This is a genomic window from Lentilactobacillus parafarraginis DSM 18390 = JCM 14109, assembly GCF_001435895.1.
GTDB classification, from domain to species: Bacteria; Bacillota; Bacilli; order Lactobacillales; family Lactobacillaceae; genus Lentilactobacillus; species Lentilactobacillus parafarraginis.
Genome location: NZ_AZFZ01000011.1, coordinates 12,567 through 31,774, shown reverse-complemented (window position 1 = coordinate 31,774; position 19,208 = coordinate 12,567). Strand labels below are relative to the sequence as shown.

Sequence of the window (19,208 nt, the reverse complement as noted above, 5' to 3'; positions counted from 1 at the left end):
TAATCCAGTGAACTCAAAAAATAGACGCAATCAAATTCATCATGGGAAATTTGATTGCGTCTATTTTGAGTTGGGAGAATAAATGAAATTATCGCTTTCGCTAAATTTAAACCCCATTTATCAACACATTAACCGGTCTACAATGTCTTCAACTTACCCCGGAAATCATCCAGGCTGCTATAACCCTTTTCAGCCATGATTTCTGATAGTTCCTTGCTAATCCGGCTGAAAATCTTGACGTCTTCAAAGCCAAACGCCGTCCCAATTTGAACCACGTTGGCCCCACAGAGAACGTGCTCGAAAACGTCACGACCGGACTTGATGCCGCCGGTTCCGATGATTGCAATTTCTGGTTTTAACCACAACCGCAGTGCCCGGACATTGGCCAAAGCCGTCGGTTTCACGTAGTCGCCACCCAGGCCGCCGAAACCGCCCTTCGGCTTAATAACAACCGATTCAGTTTCCGGATTAACGATTAGACCGTTACCAATCGAATTGATCGAATTAACGTAGGCGATCGGGAAGTCATTCAAGACGTCAGCAATCTGATCAAACTGGTGCAAATCGAAGTACGGTGGTAACTTAATGCCCAGATCCTTGGTGAAAAACTTGAACGTCTTGGTCAGAATGTCGCGAACAGCTTCAAAATCGTAGGCAATCTGGGATTCACCCTTAATGTTCGGGCAGGATAAGTTCAATTCAACCAAGCCGTCAAACGAACTTTCCTGAATTTTGTGAAGCATTTCTAAGTTTTGGTCAACGGTCAACCCAGCAATTGACAGCAGTACCTGCTTGCCATTCTTGCCTTGGTTCTCTTCAGCAAACTTTAAGTAGTAGTCCAAGCCGTGATTTGGCAATCCCATCGAGTTGATGCACCCAAGGGGAGTGGCTTTCATCCGCGGACTTTCGTTACCTTCCCGTGGTTCCGGCGTCGCACTCTTCGTCACGCAGCCACCCGCTTCAGAATTCAATACCTTTGTCAGTTCATCGGTTGTCGCACAGCGAATTCCGGCCGCATTGAGCATCACGTTGTTAAATTCGTATTTGCCAATGTTGGCCTTCAAGGAAATTTTACTTTGCAGCATTTGCCTGTTCCTCCCGTTTTGTCCAGTCCCAAGGGGCTTTGTGCCAGGTTGATAGTCGTGAATACTCTTCATCGGAGAATTTGTTTTCTTCATGGCCCTGTGAAATGAGTTGGGCGTAACTCAGCAGCGGATAAAGCGTCGTGTTGGCTGCCGCAAAGTTCTTGTCGGCGTCGGGCAACCCGTAAGTAAACACGGAAGCCACGCCAATAACGTTAACGCCTTCCTTGCGAACGGCCTTAACAGCTCCCAGGACACTGCCGCCAGTTGAAATCAGGTCGTCAATCAGGACAACTTTATCGTCTTTTGTGATTCGGCCCTCAATTTGTTTACCGGCGCCGTGATCCTTTGGCTTTGCCCGCACATAAATTAATGGGAGGTTCAGCCGTTCAGCAACCCATGATGCGTGAGGAATGCCGGCAGTTGCAACGCCGCCAATCACCGTGGCTTCAGGGTACTTTTCCTTGATGAGTTCAGCTAACCCGTCAGCAATCATATCCCGCAAAGTTGGAATGGAAATTGTCAGGCGAAAATCCGTATAAATTGGTGACAGGATCCCGCTGGCATACCGAAATGGTTTGTTGAGGTTGATACTTACAATTTTGTTATCAATTAACGATTGAATAATTTTATCAGTTTGCATAATTCCACTCCTCTAATAATTTATGGTAAGCTGCCACCGGATCGTCGGCGCGAATAATTGGCCGGCCAACCACCAAGGCCGAGCTGCCGTATTCAGCAGCTTGCTTCGGCGTCGCGGTTCGTGATTGGTCATCTTTCGGAAAGTTGGCTGGCCGAATTCCGGGCGTTACATATAGGAAGTCATCGCCAACCTGTTTTTTCAGGGAACTGACTTCCAATGGGGACGTAATAACCCCATCAGCGCCAGCCTGCTTGGCTAGTTTTGCCAACGAGACAACCTGGTCAACCATGTCCAAGCGACAATTCTGTTCGTTTTTAAGGGCGTCTTCAGTAATCGAGGTCAACTCGGTGACCGCGAGAAGCTTCGGCGTTGGCACCCCGGCTTCTTCACTGCCGAGTTCCAAGCCTTCCTTGGCTGCGGCGATCATTTCAGATCCGCCCAAGGCATGAACCGTGGTGTAGGTAACCCCCATGCGGCCAATTTGCATCATCCCCATTTTAACCGTGTTGGGAATGTCTTGAAGCTTGAGGTCCAAGAAGATTTTAAATCCTTTATCCAGCAAGTTGCGAACAATTTCCGGTCCCTCACCGTAGAACAATTCCATCCCAATTTTAACGGTCATGTTCTCATCGGTTGGAAATTGGTCGATAATTTTGAACAATCCTTCTCTGTTCCAAACGTCAAGCGATACAATTAATGGTCCTCTCATGGTTACCCTCCGATTTTTTTACATAAAAAGAGCCCGAAATTACGCACCGCGCCACATCTCTGTGCCACCATGTTGCAAAATCACGGACTCTTGGTTTATTTTTATCGTCCGCTTTTGGCCTCTCTGAACCAAATTAAAGCTCCTTTATTTGTTAATAACTTTATCACGTTGGCGGTGGCAGTTCAAGCCAAGATTTCATGGATCTGTTAACCCACTTCAATTTTACACGTATGACTATTCTAATCGTCATTCTGAATTCATTGACATATTGGATACCCCATCATTTGTAAAGGTAAAGCAGACCATTATCGATATTCTCAATTAGCAGAATTCCAAGCACTGATTGTCTGACATCCTTGCATTCGCCCCGCTTCCATGGCATACTGTTAACAGCAAAAAATAACGAATGTCAGTGAGCATTCATTTGGAGGAACGAGTTAATGGAAAATACAAACACAACACTATCGCACAGCCGGATGTTTACCAAGAATCAGAAATGGGTGATTGCTTCTACCAGTTCTGGATTCGCATTGGAAAACATGGATGTGCTTTTTCTTTCGTTTGCGATGAGTTCAATGATCAGCCAGCTTCACCTGAGTGGCGGGGCTGCGGGATTAATTGGCTCAATTACCAACCTTGGCATGCTGTTTGGCGGGGTGCTCTTCGGCCTTGTCGGTGATCGGTTTGGCCGGGTTAAGACCTTCTCATACACCATCTTCATCTTCGCCTTCGCAACCGCCGCAATGGCATTTGCCAACAACATTACCTTGATTTACGCCCTGCGTTTTCTCGCCGGTATCGGTGCCGGTGGGGAATACGGCGTCGGCATTTCGCTGATCGCCGAATCATTTCACAAAAATCAAATCGGGAAAATGACCTCGGTTGCCGCAATTGGCGGCCAAATTGGGGCGATCTTGGCAGCGATTGCCGCCGCGTTCATCATCCCCAATCTCGGCTGGCACGCCCTGTTCTTATTGGGCCTGGTTCCAGTAGTTCTCACCTACTTTGTTCGCCGTCACCTGACGGAAACCCAAGAATTCGTTGAAGCCAAAAAGACCGAAAAGGAATCCACGACCAGCGCCGTCTTCAAATACATGTTCAGTTCGCCCAAGTTAGCTTACCAGAGCTTCGCATTGATGATCATGACCACCGTTCAAATTGCCGGATACTTTGGCCTGATGAACTGGCTGCCAATCATTGTGCAGAAACAATTGGGCCTAAACGTTTCCGGATCATCTCTGTGGATGATCGCGACCATTATCGGCATGAGTCTGGGAATGATGACGTTTGGCACCATTCTTGATTTCTTCGGTCCCCGACGGGCGTTTGGCATCTTCCTGGTTGCCTCAGCCGCAATGGTCTTCACCATTACGTTGGCTCACAATACCGTGACACTGCTGATCATCGGCGCAATCGTTGGCTTCTTCTCAAACGGCATGTTTGGCGGTTACGGCGCGGTTATCAGCCGTTTGTACCCGACAGAAATCCGGTCAACCGCCAACAACGTCATTGTTAACATTGGCCGGGCGGTCGGCGGCTTCTCGTCAGTCGTGATCGGCATTCTGATGGATCACTACTCACTAACCGTTGTCATGGCCTTTCTCTCCGCTTTATACGTGATCTCATTTATCACGATGATCACCCTGCCCGGATTAAAAAAGATGCGGACAACGAACGCGACCGAATAATTAACCAAATAACTAACAGGCAACAGCCCAGAACCACCGTTAACTTGGTGTGTTCGGGGCTGTTTTTAGTTGACCAAATAAAGACGGTGCCAAATAATCAGTGCGCCCCGCTAAGCGTTGTATAATCGAGTCACAAAAGTTAGGCTAGATGAATCCAAATGCGGTGACAACCCCGTCATTTCAAAGATTAGGACGTTTTTAGAGGAAAATTGGCTGATGAAAAAAACACAAATCGTATTTCTAGGCGCGTTATTACTACTAATGACTGGATTGCTGGGCGGCTGTAGCTATGCGGCCCCCACTGCCGATAGTAAGGCCGTTCCGACGCTGTTTTTCCACGGATTTGGTGGCAGTTATCGTGCGGAAAACCACATGGCCCAAGCAGCTGTGAAGGCTGGCGCCGCCAAATCAATTATCAGAGCGGACGTTGCGGCCAACGGGCACGTGACTTTAATTGGTCAGTTCAAGTCAGGCGATCGTCACCCGATCGTGGAGGTTAACTATGTAAACTCTCGCAATGGCAATTATCCTACCGACGCGCAATGGGCCAAGAATGTCGTCGTTAAACTCCACCAGCGTTACCAAATCAAACGAATGAATATGGTCGGTCATTCGATGGGCAACATGGCAATCGTCTATTATTTACTGGCGAACGCTAATAATCCAAAGTTGCCCCGATTGGAAAAGCAGGTTGACATTGCCGGGCACTTTAACGGGATCTTAGGGATGGACGACGCCCCCAATCGGATGAAGTTAAAGCCGGATGGGCAGCCAACCAAGATGAACGCCAATTATCGAACCCTGCTGGGACTGCGACACCTCAAAACTTTAAAGTCCCTGCAAGTCCTCAATATTTATGGCGATAAAAATGACGGCTCACATTCAGATGGCCGGGTAAGCAACGCCTCTTCCAAATCCTTGAAATACTTACTTCAAGGCCAGGTGAAGTCATATCAAGAAAAACGGATTGTTGGTCCAGCTGCCCAGCACAGTCGGCTTCACCAGAACAAACGGGTGGATCGGCTGTTGATTCACTTCCTGTGGCACCGCTGAACGATCCGCGGCGCTTGTTAGCGCGGAATTTAACTGAGGAAACTATAGAAATGGGGCTGCGACAAAACTTTGAATTTTGCCGCAGCCCCATTTCTATTTTCTGATATTAAACAGTCTTTGTGGCGATGTCGTTTTTACGACATTCCTATTCAACCTTTGAAATAACCGTTCCGTCCGGCCCAATGATATCGCCATTGTGTCGCTTGCCATCTTTCAAAATTCGAAGAATCAACCCGGCAGCGTCTTCGGTCGTTTTCATGTACGGTCCCTGACGATGATTATTAATGTCGGTGGACACGCCGCCCGGAAAAATACCCAAAATCGAAATCGGTAACTTTTGATTCTCAATGTCAACTGCCAGCGTCTGGATCCACGCGTTTAAAGCAATTTTAGAAACTCGGTAAGCGGCCGGATTATACCATTTAGTTGCCGAGAAAGGACCGGTTAGATTGACAATCTGACCCCGATTTTTTAACAACACCGGTAACATTGCCTCGGTAACCCGCATTGTTCCAAATAAATTCACGTTTAAGGTTTCCTGATATTCGGGAATTGTCGTCTCCAGTGCCGGTTTCTGCATGTCACCAGAAATGCCGGCATTGTTAATTAAGACGCCTAAATCCGGATGCTGATCAGCGATGGCCTTGCCAGCAGCCGTAATGGATGCCGAATCATTTAAATCAATTTGAACGCCCGATACCCGTTCGGCATCAACGCCGAATTTAACGAGCTGATCAATCGTTGGCTGCAGCTTATCCGCATTTCGGACCCCAACAATAATTTGATGACCCGCGTCGGCTAATTGACGCGCGGTTTCCAGGCCGATTCCCCGATTGGCGCCGGTAATCAAAATCGTCTTTGCATTCATATTATATTCCCCCGTTTAATGTTTCCCCATTGATGGCATTTTATCGTTTTGATTATAATGCCGAAAAAATAATAAAGCAATAAATTTTCATTAAGTGAAAAACTTTCACTTAATCACCGGTTGGCCCCTAGATTATCGTTAGCTAAAGGAAGATAATAGAATTAGTTATCTTTTGTAAGGAGGAGACATAATGACCAATGATGTAGAAAAATGGCGGCATGGTGACCTTTACGACGCGCATGCCCCCTATTTTCGCAATCAAAAAGAAATTGCCAGCCGGTTCTTGAACACCTACAACCAGACCGATTATGCCGATACGGAAATTCGGACCCGGTTATTGAAGGACAATTTCGGCGCAGTCGGCGACTACGTCACAGTCGGCACCCCGTTTTTATGCGACTTTGCGAACAACATTTACTTAGGATCCAAGATTTCAATCAATATGAATTGCAGCTTCATGGACTCCGGGAAGATTACAATTGGTGATGAGACAATGGTCGCGCCAAACGTTCAGATATACACCGGCACCCATCCCATTGCGGCGACTGAGCGGTTGAATCCCAACTGGGAACTTCACAAGAATCAGCATTTTGTCATGACCCGTTCACTCCCGGTTAAAGTTGGCCGTCGCTGTTGGATTGGCGGCGGGACGATCATCCTGCCAGGGGTTACGATTGGCGACAACACCGTGATTGGTGGTGGCAGCGTTGTTACAAAAGATATCCCGGCAAACGTTGTGGCGGTTGGAAATCCTTGCCACGTACTTAGAAAGATTGGGGCAGATAATTAATGGAAAAAGTGATTGCATTTGATTTAGACGGAACGGTTGCCGAAACCTTTCCAGTTATTTTTGATTCATTCCGCAAAACGGTGCACGAATATACCGATAAATGGGTGAGCAATCAGGTCATCCTTAAAACATTTGGAACCAATGAGGTGAGCATCCTCAAAGAACTGATTCCCGATTACTCGGAAGACGTCCTCAAGAGTTTTCACGAAAACTATCGCCGGGCTCACCTATCATTGCGGAAGCCATTTGAGGGGATTGACGATTTAATTCGCACTCTTCATGATCGCGACGTTAAGACACCCATGATCACGCATAAGGGTGAACAGAGTCTGCAAGCCAGCCTTGATGCGCTGAGTTTAGACGATGCGTTCTCCCCAATTTTGGCGGGAACCCCAAATGATGCTGATAAATCCCACCAATTTGAAAAAGTATTAGCCGAATTAAACGTTCCGGCTTCAGAAATGGCCTACATTGGTGACGCCCCTTCTGATATTACTGCCTGTCAGGAAGCTGGCATTACCTGCTATTCAGCCGCTTGGTCAATTAATGCTAAAAAGGACGACTTAGAAAAATTGAATCCTGGAAATGTCTTTGAATCCGTGGCAGATCTCAAAGACCGTCTGATCCACTAATTCGAAATATCGCTTTACGACTTAACGGCCACGAGTATAATCGATTCTAACCAAAGCACTTTAAATGAAAGGATTCTGATGTACATATGGAAATTAAAGAAGGTTACATGCCGTTTCACGGATATAAAACATACTACCGAATCGTTGGCAAGCCCAGCGATAACAAGGCCCCACTCCTGTTAATTCATGGTGGGCCAGGATCATCACACAACTATTTCGAGTTATTGGACGACTATGCAAACACTGGCCGGCAATTGATTATGTACGATCAGGTTGGCTGCGGCAAATCGTCAATTCCAGACGACGAGTCGGTTTACGTCAAGGAAACCTGGGCGGAAGAATTGATTGCCCTGCGGAAATACCTGCACCTTGACCAAGTTCATATGCTTGGCCAGTCATGGGGCGGCATGCTGGAAATGCTGTATCTGACCCATTACAGCCAGGACGGGGTTAAAAGCGTCATGATCGATGGCTCGCCGGCTTCGCTTGAACTATGGCGCCAGGAACAGCACCGGCTGATCAAGTACTTAAGTTACGAGGATCGGCAGGCAATTGCGGAAGCTGAACGCACAGGCGATTTCACCGGGCCAAAGTATTTGGCCGCCAACGACCGGTACATGGAACGCTACTGCTGGGATGACCCGGACGAAAACTCGCCGGAACCGCTGCGGCGCCCCACTAACGGCAAAAAGGCCAGCTTAATTGCTGAAGGGCCAAACGAATTTACCGAAAACGGCACCATCAGCGACTTTGACGTCACGGATGATCTTAAAAATATTCACGTGCCGGTCCTAGTCACCAACGGTACCGATGACCTGTGCACCCCGCTGATTGCCAAGTCGGTTTACGACCATATTCCAAATGCTAAGTGGCACCTATTTGCCAATAGCCGGCATCTAGCACTGCTGGATCAGCACGATGAGTTTATCCAGGTGCTGGATACGTGGCTGAATGAGAACGATTAGGGAATCCAATGTTAATTTCTTAGATGGCTTAAAATGATGCTGGAATAATCATAGAAATTTGGTAAATCTTACTGCTAAAAATAAGTACCAAATAGAACCCATCCCACAATCAAGCCCCCTGCAATCGTTAGACAAGTAAGTCTAATAATTATGAGGGTGCTTGATTATGGGATGGGTTTTTTCATCCATTTATTATCGCTCAACTAAAACTAGTCCTTGCTGTTGATCATCAATATTGGGGTTAAATACAAAGTTTTTCAAACTAATCCCAATTGTGTAATGACCATCTAAATCAACCCCGTTGTTTAGTAAGATGGATTTGATCTTTGCGACTCGTTGACTTTCCGTATTATGATTTGGGTTATCTACATATCTATCGAGGTCTTTAAATTCCAATACCGTTCCTTGCGGCTTTTTCTGTGGGTCACGGTACAACGCATATTCTGAAGCCTTCACATCTACTTTGCTATTAGGAAATAGAGCCAAAACCTTTCTGGTGAGTTTCTGAGAAGGGGATTGCTTGATGAACCGATTGTAGTCTGTATTACTTGCCAGACTGAGTGAAATTGAGTTCACCTTTGAGAAATTAGGGTTATAGCCCTTCTTGAGATACCCACGCCAGACAAATCCAGTTAAGGTTTTTTTGGATAATGGCGAAAAATTGTCGACCATATAATACACCGATTTCTTACCATTATGCTTGAGGGTAATGATACCGGTGCGATACCAACTAGTATTAGGATAATTTTTTAGGTTGGCAATTTTTTGTTTGTGATTTAAATGCTTCCACACATAAGCATTTTTGGTAAAGCTTTTGGCATGGTAAATCGTTCCGCCACCAATAGGAAACGAAGATTTAACAATCGTATATTTACCACTAGCCTGAACCTTTGGCTGTTGCACTGCAAACCCCATTGTTACAGCAAGCAATCCCGTTAAGAAGACACTGACAAATTTCTTGTTCATGATTAGATCTTTCCCTTCAATAGCTTGTCACCTACCGATATACTATCGCACACCAACGATTTCCACAAATCGAACGGGCTTCTAATATTTTTAATTTCTCCAAGAAAAATTCCCTATAAGAATTGGGAGTTTTCAGAAATCAACCACTGGTCAATCTCATGAAGCGCTGACAAAACCCCGCTAACCGCGGCAGGATATCGATAATCGGTTTGAATATCCGCTTGGTTTGCCTTGCTTTGGCTGCCAATCCACACGCTTCTTTCCGCGTGCTGCAACAACTGGCGATCGTTATCGTCATTCCCAAAAGCAATAAACTTCTCGTGGGGGAATAAGATTTGAAATGTCGTGTATTTATTAATTCCTGCAGCCGTCAGATCAATATTATGTTCCCCACGATGTTCAACAATTGCCAGCGTCGTTCGCCTTCTAAGGGCTTGCGAAATTTCGGCCAGCTGACGTTCCTTCAAGTTAAGGAGAATCATTTTGATGGGTTGCGTTATTGTCCGCAAATCAACATTTTGAGCAAGATGTCCCGGGTCTAACTGCTTTCTGATAGGGCTCTCTTGTTGAACCCGCGCAGCGTAATTCCATTTGTCATCGATCACGTAGTCCAACCCATATCTGGCAATCAATTGTTTCACGAGTTCAAAGTTTTCGGTAGGAATCGGCCGAATAACGCGGATATCGCCACCCTGCGAGACGATCGCACCATTGCCACCAATCAACGCCGTATCAGCAAATTCACCCACAATTGGTAACAGATCTCTAATTGGCCGGGCTGAAGCAAATACCAACTGATGCCGGTCGATTGGCAGCTGATTAATTTGTGAAACAATTTGGTCATCAATGTGGTGCCCATCAAAGCTAATGGTGCCATCAATATCAAAAACAACTTTCATGAGTTTCTTTCTTCCACCTTTTGGGATTCCTTTCTGGCAATCGTTTTGACTATCACAGAAACGAAAAGTTTGGTTTTATTATAAAAGCCGCTGTTAACAAAGAAAAGTCCCTTACCTAAATTTTGTTAGGTTTAAGGGACTTTGCTTGTTTCCCAGACGGTTAACGAATGGGGATTACTTGGTGTCAGAAACCAATACCGCTTGGGATTGATATCTTGTAAAACACTGTTTAACCATTAGATCTCTTTTTGTTCGTTAGGTAATCACTATTGCTGGCCAATGATTCGCTTACTTAAATTTCACTCTGATGCAACCATACCGTCATCTGTTTCTTGTCCCGGTTAGCCCAGGCATAGTATGGAATAAATTCAAGGTGCGCCTTTTCGACACCCTTTGGCCGGTCAAACGTGTACAGGCTATCATCAGAATCATCAGAATCATCAGCAATCCGATATGCATCGTCAGTGGTTACAACGCCCACGCCATTCAATAATTTCGACTGATAATTGTAATCAAACGACGGCTTTTGACCTAATACATACCGTGATAGCGGTTCTTCGTTGTCAACACCTTCGAGGCAGTAAACGATTGGCCCGCGTTGAACGGCCACCTTCATGATGTCGGCACTGACGTTGGCATTTGCACGAACCACGTGGACATTCATGTTCAGCTCAAGTGAAATAGCCGTTGTCTTGTCATTGATCGGAATGTACAAAACGTTTTCCTTAAGGTCAGGCTCAACTTCCTTGCCGTTCACTTTAATGGAATAGTTATCCAAACTCCAAGCTGGAATTCGAATGCCGAACGTAAATTTACTGGTATTCGGATTGGTAATCGCATAGTCGATATTGCCATCCCAAGGGAAATTGCCCGTTTGCTTAATCTCAATACCGTCATTAAACTTCGCATCGTTTGCAATGAACTGATGAGACAAAATGACGTCATCATGAATTTCATACAGGTATTGATCCAACGAAGCAATCAACCGTGTAATGTTGGCTGGGCAGCAGGCACAAGCAAACCAGGATGATCGCCGAAGCGCAATGTGCTTCTTGCCGGGGTTCAATTTGCTTGCCAATGGATCAGCTTCTAGCGGGTTGGCGTAGAAGTAGTGCTTCCCATCCAAGGCAATCCCACTCAGAGCACCGTTAAAGATTTCCTTTTCGATAATGTCGCCAAATTGACCGTTAAACTCATTGGCAAGCATCTGCTTCGTGAAGAATGCCATTGAGACTGATGCACAGGTTTCACCGTAATCGGTGTCATTTGGTAAATCATAGTCGTACGTGAAGGCTTCACCAGTTGCCGTTTGGCCAACGTTGCCAGTGATATACATCTGCTTTTTAACAATATCGTTCCAAATGGTATTGGCAGCCTTTAACAATTTGTCGTCATGTTCAACCCGAGCAACGTGGGCTAAACCGGTACAGAAGTATAAGACCCGAACGGCATGGCCGTGGGCGTCCTTCTGCTCCGTAATTGGCTTATCGGCGAAGTAATACCGATCACCAATTGTCCGCAGTTCAGGGAAGAAGTCATTATCAATGCCGTCGGCTTTATTCTGGCGGTCAAAGAAATGAAGATCTTGGCCCCGCTCCGTAATGAAGTATTTAGCGAGATTCAAATATGTCTTATTTTTAGTGGTTTCATACAACTTTGCCAAGGCCAATTCAATTTCCGGATGACCATCGTACCCGTGGATTTTCCCGTCTTCCGGGCCAAAATGGTTGTTGATGCAGCCAGCCATCTTTTCGGCGATGTCCAGCGCCTTTTGATTACCCGTTGACTCATAGTAGGCAACCCCGGCTTCAATGTAATGACCCATTGAATAGAGTTCGTGAGATTGTTGAAGCCGCTTAAACTTACGTTGCGGGGCGTCGATTTGGAAATAGGTTGACAGATAGCCATCGTCGTCTTGGGCGTCAGCAATCAAGTCAACGGTCCAATCAGCCTCTTCCTTCATCTTTTGATCAAAATGATATTTTAGAACGTACGCAACGGTTTGCAGCCACTTGTAAACATCCGTGTCTTGGAATGGGTACCCGAAGTGGTGACCCTTAGCCCGGCCGGCAGCAATCTTCAAATTTTCGATGGCCCCACTATGATCAGCGGCACCTCCGGCAGCAGCGGCATTAGTCACATCCATTTTGCCCTTATCGTTAATCATATCCCATTGAAATGGAACAGATTCCTCTGCGATCAGATCGCGGTAGCGCTTCCAAAACGTTGATGTAATTTGCACATCATTGACTGATAACTTTGTTAATTCATCCATTAAAATCACGCTTTCTTTTTTTGATTAGTAAACTGACTACTTTACATGCTTGATGGTTAAGATGAAGAAGATCCCGATAATCGTTGCGGCGATTGATCCAACGAAGGCGAGGACGTATGAACCAGTTGCGGTCACAATCATTGAAGTTGCCATCGGTGCGGCCGTCAACCCGAGGGTGTTGGTCAAATTACTAAAGCCGATGTATTTACCGGTATTCTTGTCGATTTTGGCTTGTTCTGGAATAACATCCATGTTCAAAGCCCCATCAACAGCGAGATAAACACCGTAGCCAAGACCGGCAAATATTGCGTAGGCAATGACACCGTTTGTTGATTTTACAAATAACGGAATCAGGGTCCCGACAATCATCAAAATCCCACCAGTAACAACTGGGACCTTCCGACGCTTGATGTAATCTGACATTGGCCCGGAAATAACCAAGCCAACCAGTGATACCACCAGCGTAAACATTGATAACCGGTTCATTGACTTTGCGGCATCAATTGTCGACTGGCCAATGTAGTTTTCAAGGATGTAAAGCAGGTATTGCATCACCATCGTGTAACTCGTCATAATCAGGAATCGACCGGCACATGACTTGTAGAAGTCGTGGGCCCCGGCCATCTTTGGTGGCAGCAACGTTACCAAGACATCCTTAATGGTTTTATCCTGACGAATTTCAGCATCCTTTGAAGATCGTTCACGCGGAATAATTGCAAGGGCAAGTAATCCGGATAAGGCAATTAATACCCCACCAACAATGAAGCCGATGTTTTGATAGGGACGACCTAAGAAATAAGAACTGATGAACTGACCAATTGGCAATCCAATCGACGTAGCGCCCAGTCCTGCTGACAACGTGCCTCGAACGTTCTTTGGTACCCGGTCAGCCATAAAAGCGTACATTGGGGTTTGAATCGCGTTTTGACCTAAGGTATTAAAGCAATAGGCCAAGGTCAAATTGAGTGTTGTCTGAAACGACCCTAGGAGATAAAGACCAATTCCGGCAACGATTGACCCCCAGAAAATCCATGGGGTTCGTTTCCCAAATCGTGAACGGGTTCGATCAGACATTGTTCCCCAGATATACCCGGCAAAGAGTGATACCAGTGAGGTCACTGACGTAATAATTCCAAATGCCGCCGTCGGATTTGCCATTCCAACATCTTTTAAATGTTGGGGCAATAAATTGGCACCGTTAATTGTAAAAGCGGCGTTATTAAGCACAGCATAGATAACAAAGGCTGCTAAAAATCGAAAAACCGTTAACTTAGAAAAGGGCTTGCCAGTTTCCGGAGAAATTGCATCGGGATCAACCGTATTATCGGCAACGGCCCCCACCGGCACATCCGTTGAAGCAAACTGCTTGTGCTTTTTCAACATCGTTAATGCTTCCCTTCTACCAAATCTTCAAATCATTTAATGCGACAAATCATTCAGCTGAGTTCGCATTCCTTGTGATCACATTATCAATGATAGCGATTTCAAAACCAGAAAAAAACCTCATAAAAAATAGATATGGTGGCAAAAAAGGATATTTTAGTGAGCGCTTACATTTAATTCATGCTAAAATACAAGTTGAGAAGAAATTTTGAGTAAAAAACGCAACATTCGCAGGAATTACCGGGTTATTAAGCCTCGGCAAATTCCGCAGTTAATAAAACGAGATATTTGGTGTACTTTTTGGATATGCATCGTCGTTTTCTTGTTTTTGTAGATTGGAGATTTTTAACATGCCACAATTAGCATTTGACCACGATCAAGTTGTCACATTCATGGTTGGCGGCAACTTTTCTGCCGATCCGGGATGGAAACACAAGGCTCGTTATCATCCAGGTGATTATGAACTCATGATTTGCGTCCACGGGCCAATCAATTTAATGATTGGCGATCATCATGTTGTCCTGAACACAAATGATGTGTTAATTGTGCCGCCCTACACTTTTATGAGAGGAACTGCGCCCTCAACGAAAAAAATTGAATTCTATTGGCTGCACTTTCTATTGCCAAACGATCACATTAAAACGGATTCGGGGACAAAGGTCCTTAGCGCCACGTCCCATCCCAAAGAAATCACGGTCCAGTATCATTATCATTTCTCAGATATTAATGATTTAATTATCCTGACTCATCAATTACTCGCGGTTGATACCTCGCAGCCGTTTGGCCAAGAGCAGCAGAACCTGCTAATGACACTCATCTTAACGAATTTAGCCAATTCAACAAACGTTCCGGAAAACGAAGATCGCAACAGTGCCTTGGTGAGCCAGCTGAAGGAGTGGATCCGGACCAACATTTTCCGCTCACCAACTCTTAAGGACCTCGCTAATGAAACGGAACTTAACCCGCAATATGTTTCCAGACTCTTCAAGAAGTACGTTGGCATGTCCCCGAAGCACTACATGGTTCACCTCAAGATTCAAACCGCCAAGGCATTGCTTATCCGCACGAATTTATCAATTAAAGAAGTGAGCTCCTACTCGTACTTTTCTGACGATAAATTATTCATGAAACAGTTCAAAAAATTGACTGGCGTAACCCCCAGCACTTTTCGGACAAAGTACCGCAAGATTTACCATAATAACCCAGTGATCGATCCCGTGCTGCCAATACCGGAAAAGATCACGCAACAGCTGGACTTTGATCGAGATCCGGGGACACCCACCAAAAGATAACTTAATCAATCGCATCAAAACAAAACGTCCGCTTTCCATCATCCTCAATGATGAAAAACGAACGTTTTAATTGACTAGCACCTTTTTCGACCATTCACCAACAGTTCAGCCTCGGTCTGGCAATGTCTCAAGCTGACTCACCAGTGCTTTAGCTCTCCTTGATAAGGGAACACCCATATCAATTTGCGGGTTCATTCGATGAATACCACCAAACGCCTCTCGAAATTTACTCGGGGTCATCCCGGTCACCTTCTTGAACTGCAGTAAAAATTGGCGCTCATTTTGAAAGTAGGAGTAACCAATAATTTCTTTCACGGACAGGTGCGTTTCGCACAAGAGGTATTGAGCTACTGCCGTCCGCTGCTCGTTGATGTACTGAAAAACGGTTTTGCCTTCAAACTCTCTAAAAATTCGCGACAAATACTGCTGCGACAGGCCAAACTGCGTACTAACGTCATCAACTGAGAGGTCAGCACACATATGCTCAAGAATCCACGTTTTAATCCGGCGGGTTCGAACTTCCCCCGGAAGCGCCTGCTGATCCTTCTCGTAAAATTGACTGCTAATTTTCAGCAGGATGTACATCATCGTTAAATTTTGTTCTTCGGATTGAAACGCATCACTGGGATAGTCAGTCAATAATGTGTGACACATCACAATTAATCTCTCAATATTTTTTGCCAGTGAAAAGGTGGGTAACGCAAATAAATGGCAGCCTTGATTCTCCATATACTGCTTTACCCGTCCACGCTTAATATCAGCGTACTCTGAATGGGCTTTTGGACAAAAGCGCAACCAAAGAAACGATAAGCCGCCACCATCACTTGACCCCTGAACCACAGCCTGAGGAGGGATAAGTAGGGCATTGTCAGGTCTAACGGCGTATGATGTCCCATCGATCGTGACGAACAGAAGCCCCTTAATCCCAATAATTAATTCGTAAGTATCGCCACAGACTTTATCGAACTCCCATGAAGAATCGGTTGTAAACTTCCCCCCAGTTCTAAATATCACGGGGATATCTGTAGAAGACACGAAACATTTCATTAATGACCCTCCCGATTAACGACCACTCTAATGCCTATTAGCTGATTTTATGATCAAGACGTCGACGTTTCCTCATTCTCTAATCTAAATAAAGTGACTTTTAATAGGAAACATGGTATTTAATGGTGGCCTCTTGTTGTTCTCCCTTTCGAAGGATCATCTCGGAGAAGTCCCGATCCTGTCCCGGTTTTGGTAACGTCATCGGCTCAAGCGCCACCCCCAAGTACGGAATCCCAATTCCATTGGTTCTAACGAAGTTCATATGATCATGGGTAAACGAATTAGCCGTAAACATAATCATGCCACTTCTCTGCGACTCAATCGCTACAGCTCGATTAGTTTCGGGATCCTCCAGCTCCGCAATCATATGGTTATTATCGGGAGCAACCGCAAAGACATCATCAAATCCATGTTCAGTCGTGTTATCCATCCCTTTGATAGCGCGGCCAAGCTGGTGAAATATTCTGAAATCCCACGGCGTTTGCTTAACGTTAATTCGATTGGCGGTCGGAATCTTCTTATCATCGAGCTCTAAGACCTCTGATGAATTTACTTTAATCAGGTGCTGCTTAATTGTATCGGTGTTTCCAAGATTAAAGTAAGTGTGTTGCGTTGGATTGAACACCGTATCTTCAGTTGCCTTAGCGTCGAATTTAATCGCCACGGTATCATCATCTGAAAGGGAGTACGTAATTGTCACATCCATGTCACCAGGAAAATGATCATCGACTTCCGTTTGAATCCGGTGCATCACGATAACATCGTTCCCATGCTGATTAACAATTTCTCCATGCCAGATGAACGTGTTAAATCCTCGGGGCCCACCATGAAGCGTCGTTGTCCCTTCATTCGTTGGCAAGGAATACGACTTGCCATCAATATTTAGCTTGCCGTTCGCAATTCGTCCGGCTACCCGGCCGATTGCCATGCAAACGTAGAACGGATTTTTAAGGTAGTCCGCGCTATGCTGATAATTTAAAACAATATTATGTGGCTGACCATTCGCATCAGGAACGTTCAGTTCATACAGCGTTGATCCGAGTGTTAAAACCGAAACTGAAACGTGGTGCGAATTGACCAAGGTAAACTTATCAACTTGTTGGCCCTGGTACTCATCGAATTTCTGACTTGTTCCAACAATGCTATTAATTGTCATGGTAATTAGTTTCCTCCACCCTATTTATCAGCGCCGTCAGCAAATTTATGATTCTTTAAATCAGTCATAATCTGCGGATAAATTTCATCGATTTTGTAGAAGTGCAGAATAATTAGCTGGATAACGAATGCAATAACTGGTAAGTAAATGAAAATCCAGTAAATCGCATGAATGGCACTTAACGGTTGATTTGCTAATGCGCCATTATAGTGGCCAATTCCAAGGACCCAGCCAACGGTGGCCGTTCCAATTCCTAAGCCAAGCTTTTGTCCAAGACTACCGCCACTGTATAGGAGGCCTTCAATTCGATGACCTGTTTTCCAGTGACCATATTCGATGGTATCTGGGAACAATGCCCAAAGTGCGCCAAGTAACGGTGCCTGGCCAAGGCCTTTAACCGCCTGAGCAATTTCGTTATAGATGACACTATTTGGCATCAAGATTGGCATTGCGTAACCAACGATACTGATTAGAGCACCGATCACCATCATTTTAGTCTTACCAAATCGATCATATAACTTAACCGAAACGAAGAAGCCTAAAATTGTCGGAACGTAATACAAAACGTTCATAATTCCAACCAAGTTTTTATCGTGAAGAACATACTGGGCGAAATAAACCATGGTTGACTGATTAAATGCGGTTGTGACACTGAACACAATTGCAAACAAGAATGCAAGCATCCAATATTTATTCTTAAAAATCAATGATAACTGTTGCCCAACTTTAAGCGTCTCAACCTGATTATTTTCGTCGACCGTTGCGCTAACCCGTTCACGTTGAGTAAAGAACACGATCCAGAGTAATGCAACTGAGCCAACACCCAAGCAAGCATAGGCAAGGATCCAGCCGAATTGCTTACCACCAAACATTTGGACAAGTGGCATCGTCAAGTTCGTCACAATAATCAATCCGATTTGGGCTTCGGTCATTCTGAAGATGTTAAATGTTTCCCGCTGGTGACGATCACGAGTCACGAGAGAATTCAAAGTTCCAAATGGAATGGCGATTGACGAGAACGAAATCATTAAAATATTATACGAAATAAACGCATAAGCAATTTTGCCAACCCCACCAAGATTAGCTGGAACGGCAAAGATCATCACCGTCAACAGTGCAAATGGAATGGCGCCAAACAGCAACCAAGGCCTGGTCTTGCCCCATCGACTACGAGTTCGATCGACCAAGCCACCAATGACCATATCAATAATCCCATCAAACGAACGCGAGACCAGCATCATCGTCCCAACAACACCGGCAGACAAACCAACAACGTTCGTATAGAAGTAAACAACGAACACGCCTAGTGATCCAAAGGTGAAGTTAATCGCCATATCACCAGCGCCAAAACCTAGATAATCCCAGAAGCCAACCTTCTCACGGAAGCTTGACTTCTCCGAAACTGAATTAGATGCCACAGTGGTTTCCCTCTTTCTTCTCGATGATTTTCATCGAGCCTGCAGCACTAAAACGTCATAGAATACGCTTACATGTGAATCATATTTTATTTATCCGCATAAGTCAAGATTAATTTTATTTGTTCGGATGACTTATCGAATTTAACATTTCGAAAATCGATTCGGAGATTCTTAAAACCGCGTTAAGTGTGCAACCACGCATTTTTTGGAGACTACTTCCGAAAATTTTCGTCGAGAACACTGGATTATTGATCGCCCTAGTTTCAGAATTGCTACTAATTCACAATAAATATGTATTAAAAAAGGAAACGCCATGTTTTATGATTCTCTTATAAATCATTT

17 protein-coding genes are annotated in these 19,208 nt (G+C 45.1%); 6 read left to right on the top strand and 11 right to left on the bottom strand.

Going from position 1 to position 19,208, the window contains the following annotated elements; translation table 11 throughout:
- Window positions 1-137: 137 nt before the first annotated feature.
- Genes FD47_RS04245 through pyrF form a run of 3 tightly spaced genes read right to left on the bottom strand, consistent with a single transcriptional unit; the run spans window position 138 to window position 2,434 of the window.
- Window positions 138-1,085 carry a dihydroorotate oxidase gene (locus tag FD47_RS04245; RefSeq protein ID WP_056980085.1) on the bottom strand — a complete coding sequence of 316 codons (948 nt, stop codon included), beginning with the start codon at window positions 1,083-1,085 and terminating at the stop codon, window positions 138-140.
- Window positions 1,072-1,725: an orotate phosphoribosyltransferase gene (pyrE, locus tag FD47_RS04240; protein WP_054733371.1), complete on the bottom strand. Its 654-nt coding sequence runs from the start codon at window positions 1,723-1,725 to the stop codon at window positions 1,072-1,074. Before pyrE ends, FD47_RS04245 begins: the two co-directional genes overlap by 14 nt.
- The gene (pyrF, locus tag FD47_RS04235; RefSeq protein WP_008215539.1) at window positions 1,715-2,434 is read right to left on the bottom strand and encodes an orotidine-5'-phosphate decarboxylase; all 720 of its coding nucleotides are present in this window, start codon (window positions 2,432-2,434) and stop codon (window positions 1,715-1,717) included. Before pyrF ends, pyrE begins: the two co-directional genes overlap by 11 nt.
- 440 nt (window positions 2,435-2,874) lie before the next feature.
- Here pyrF and FD47_RS04230 point away from each other — a divergent pair, with 440 nt between their 5' ends.
- Together FD47_RS04230 and FD47_RS04225 are read left to right on the top strand one after the other, a co-directional pair.
- On the top strand, window positions 2,875-4,122 hold the full coding sequence (locus FD47_RS04230; protein ID WP_056980084.1) for an MFS transporter: 1,248 nt from the start codon (window positions 2,875-2,877) through the stop codon (window positions 4,120-4,122).
- A gap of 216 nt (window positions 4,123-4,338) precedes the next feature.
- Window positions 4,339-5,175: an alpha/beta hydrolase gene (locus tag FD47_RS04225; protein ID WP_054733364.1), complete on the top strand. Its 837-nt coding sequence runs from the start codon at window positions 4,339-4,341 to the stop codon at window positions 5,173-5,175.
- A 145-nt stretch (window positions 5,176-5,320) separates the two neighbouring features.
- On the opposite strand, the gene FD47_RS04220 is transcribed toward FD47_RS04225, so the two are convergent.
- A complete protein-coding gene (locus FD47_RS04220; RefSeq protein ID WP_054733360.1) occupies window positions 5,321-6,043 on the bottom strand; it encodes an SDR family NAD(P)-dependent oxidoreductase in 723 nt (240 codons plus the stop codon).
- A 190-nt stretch (window positions 6,044-6,233) separates the two neighbouring features.
- Here FD47_RS04220 and FD47_RS04215 point away from each other — a divergent pair, with 190 nt between their 5' ends.
- From FD47_RS04215 to pepI, 3 genes are all read left to right on the top strand, one after another.
- Window positions 6,234-6,833 (top strand): sugar O-acetyltransferase, encoded by a 600-nt coding sequence (locus FD47_RS04215; protein ID WP_054733357.1) that lies wholly within the window; start codon window positions 6,234-6,236, stop codon window positions 6,831-6,833.
- Entirely contained in the window at window positions 6,833-7,465 is a 633-nt protein-coding gene (locus FD47_RS04210) for an HAD family hydrolase (protein ID WP_054733354.1), read from the top strand. The genes FD47_RS04215 and FD47_RS04210 overlap by 1 nt, the downstream gene beginning before the upstream one ends.
- A gap of 86 nt (window positions 7,466-7,551) precedes the next feature.
- Window positions 7,552-8,430 carry a proline iminopeptidase gene (gene pepI, locus FD47_RS04205; RefSeq protein ID WP_054733352.1) on the top strand — a complete coding sequence of 293 codons (879 nt, stop codon included), beginning with the start codon at window positions 7,552-7,554 and terminating at the stop codon, window positions 8,428-8,430.
- Between the two features lie 192 nt (window positions 8,431-8,622).
- Here the strand turns inward: pepI and FD47_RS04200 are convergent, their stop codons facing one another.
- The 4 genes from FD47_RS04200 to FD47_RS04185 all read right to left on the bottom strand — a co-directional run bounded on the left by FD47_RS04200 (window position 8,623) and on the right by FD47_RS04185 (window position 13,953).
- A complete protein-coding gene (locus FD47_RS04200; RefSeq protein WP_054733349.1) occupies window positions 8,623-9,396 on the bottom strand; it encodes a hypothetical protein in 774 nt (257 codons plus the stop codon).
- 113 nt (window positions 9,397-9,509) lie between these two features.
- Window positions 9,510-10,295, bottom strand: coding sequence for an HAD-IIB family hydrolase (locus FD47_RS04195; protein WP_054733346.1), 786 nt, complete (start codon window positions 10,293-10,295; stop codon window positions 9,510-9,512).
- 292 nt (window positions 10,296-10,587) lie between these two features.
- Window positions 10,588-12,570: a glycoside hydrolase family 127 protein gene (locus tag FD47_RS04190; protein ID WP_054733344.1), complete on the bottom strand. Its 1,983-nt coding sequence runs from the start codon at window positions 12,568-12,570 to the stop codon at window positions 10,588-10,590.
- A 36-nt stretch (window positions 12,571-12,606) separates the two neighbouring features.
- Window positions 12,607-13,953 carry an MFS transporter gene (locus FD47_RS04185; protein WP_054733342.1) on the bottom strand — a complete coding sequence of 449 codons (1,347 nt, stop codon included), beginning with the start codon at window positions 13,951-13,953 and terminating at the stop codon, window positions 12,607-12,609.
- Between the two features lie 350 nt (window positions 13,954-14,303).
- On the opposite strand from FD47_RS04185, the gene FD47_RS04180 reads away from it, so the two are divergent.
- Window positions 14,304-15,245 carry a helix-turn-helix domain-containing protein gene (locus tag FD47_RS04180; protein ID WP_054733339.1) on the top strand — a complete coding sequence of 314 codons (942 nt, stop codon included), beginning with the start codon at window positions 14,304-14,306 and terminating at the stop codon, window positions 15,243-15,245.
- Window positions 15,246-15,350: 105 nt separating this feature from the next.
- Here the strand turns inward: FD47_RS04180 and FD47_RS04175 are convergent, their stop codons facing one another.
- From FD47_RS04175 to FD47_RS04165, 3 genes are all read right to left on the bottom strand, one after another.
- Window positions 15,351-16,292, bottom strand: a complete 942-nt coding sequence (locus FD47_RS04175) for a helix-turn-helix domain-containing protein (RefSeq protein ID WP_056980083.1) — start codon at window positions 16,290-16,292, stop codon at window positions 15,351-15,353.
- 100 nt (window positions 16,293-16,392) lie between these two features.
- Complete coding sequence (locus FD47_RS04170) at window positions 16,393-17,448, bottom strand: aldose epimerase family protein (RefSeq protein WP_054733331.1); 1,056 nt, start codon at window positions 17,446-17,448, stop codon at window positions 16,393-16,395.
- Between the two features lie 20 nt (window positions 17,449-17,468).
- On the bottom strand, window positions 17,469-18,866 hold the full coding sequence (locus FD47_RS04165) for an MFS transporter (protein ID WP_056980082.1): 1,398 nt from the start codon (window positions 18,864-18,866) through the stop codon (window positions 17,469-17,471).
- Between the last annotated feature and the right edge of the window lie 342 nt (window positions 18,867-19,208).